Annotated in this window: 2 protein-coding genes; both read right to left on the bottom strand. The window is 41.6% G+C overall.

Going from position 1 to position 1,369, the window contains the following annotated elements:
* Positions 1-145 precede the first annotated feature (145 nt).
* Positions 146-376, bottom strand: a complete 231-nt coding sequence (locus HMPREF3144_RS11615; RefSeq protein WP_141742778.1) for a hypothetical protein — start codon at positions 374-376, stop codon at positions 146-148.
* 295 nt (positions 377-671) lie between these two features.
* Positions 672-1,274 (bottom strand): tyrosine-type recombinase/integrase, encoded by a 603-nt coding sequence (locus HMPREF3144_RS10460; RefSeq protein WP_256388367.1) that lies wholly within the window; start codon positions 1,272-1,274, stop codon positions 672-674.
* Between the last annotated feature and the right edge of the window lie 95 nt (positions 1,275-1,369).

The raw sequence follows: 1,369 nt of genomic DNA, 5'->3' as shown, positions 1-1,369 counted from the left end.
GGATCACATATAGCGTCCAGTCTCTTTTCTGCCGCCTGTTCCGGACTGTCATCTTGATTATTGACGTTTCACTAGTCGTTCCCTCGATGTCCTGTCTTCCATATATAGAAGCAGGGAGGCCTAGTCATTTCGTCACGTGATTATCTTAGATAGTTACCTCTACAGCACTATCTTGTCCACCATCACAACAAGCGCATTTCGGTGGGGTGATTGCGTAGTCACCTGGTCCAAGCGGACTCTTAATCGGCTCGATGCGTTGCACCACCTTTAGGCCCCGGTCTCTTAATCGCTGTCGATAAGCCCGTTGCCTCTCCGCCTGATTGGCGTACTTACGGGGTCTCCCCACGGGTCTTTTAGTGTCATTCTCTAAAGTCATAAATTTACTCATCAAAATAACGTAACACGATATTTAGTTGTCAATCTATATAGTAAAACGTTACGAAATAATTCTAATGTTTTAGAAATCTGACCATAAAACATAGTAACCTATGTCACTGTTTACTGTCATGGGCTGATAGTCCAAGCGTGAAGAGTATTGATGATTTAATTTAGCGTTCAGGGAAGCACCTATGTCCAATATAAATCCAAAATATTGAATTAAAATAAAGAAATGGAGGTTACCAAGGTAACCTGGTAACCTTGGTAACCTCTATATTTTTAGTCTTTTCACTTTAGGTTTCTAAGGTTTCTAAACTTACAAGATAATCTGACCACCATTGCATCATTTCTGTGCGTTGCTCTAGATATAATGCATAGTTGTAAGCCGCCTTGACCTCGTTATCTTCATCATGCGCTAGTTGTAGTTCAATGTGATCGCTATCAAAACCTTGCTCATGCAGTATTGTTGATGCGACGCCTCTAAAACCATGCCCGGTCATACGTCCCTTGTAGCCCATTCTGTACAGCGCATAGAGAACAGTGTTATTACTAATGTGGCTACGATGTCCATACCGTTCATGAGGGAAAAACTTCTCGCCATCACCGCTAAGCTTATGAAGCTGTTTAAGTAGGCTCATTACTTGCTGACTTAAAGGTACGATATGTTGACGTTCTTTTTTCATTCGTTTCGCCGGAATGACCCACTGCTTTTTATCCCATTGCACTTCGTCCCATGTGGCTTGAATGAGCGTGCTAGTTCTAACAAACGTATGCATCATCAACTTAATAGCTAGAACAGTAATTTCACTCCCGTAGTAGCCATTAATATCAGCAATTAATTTAGGTAACTCTTGTTCTGTAACCCGTGCATAGTTTCTTTTCTTTCTCTTTGGAATAATATCCCTTGGCTGTATCTCACTGGTTGGGTTAAACGCTATGTACTCTTGTACGTAGGCATCCCCCTATGTCACACTAGTTGTCCGATCATTTA

The sequence above is a fragment of the Oligella sp. HMSC05A10 genome, from assembly GCF_001808335.1.
Lineage (GTDB): Bacteria > Pseudomonadota > Gammaproteobacteria > Burkholderiales > Burkholderiaceae_B > Oligella > Oligella urethralis.
Note: the sequence above shows the minus strand (reverse complement) of the source record. Positions and strands in the feature narration are given on the sequence as shown.

Coding starts and splice junctions, on each gene's coding strand:
- HMPREF3144_RS11615 (WP_141742778.1), bottom strand. CDS start 376: ATGACTTTAGAGAATGACACTAAAAGACCCGTGGGGAGACCCCGTAAG.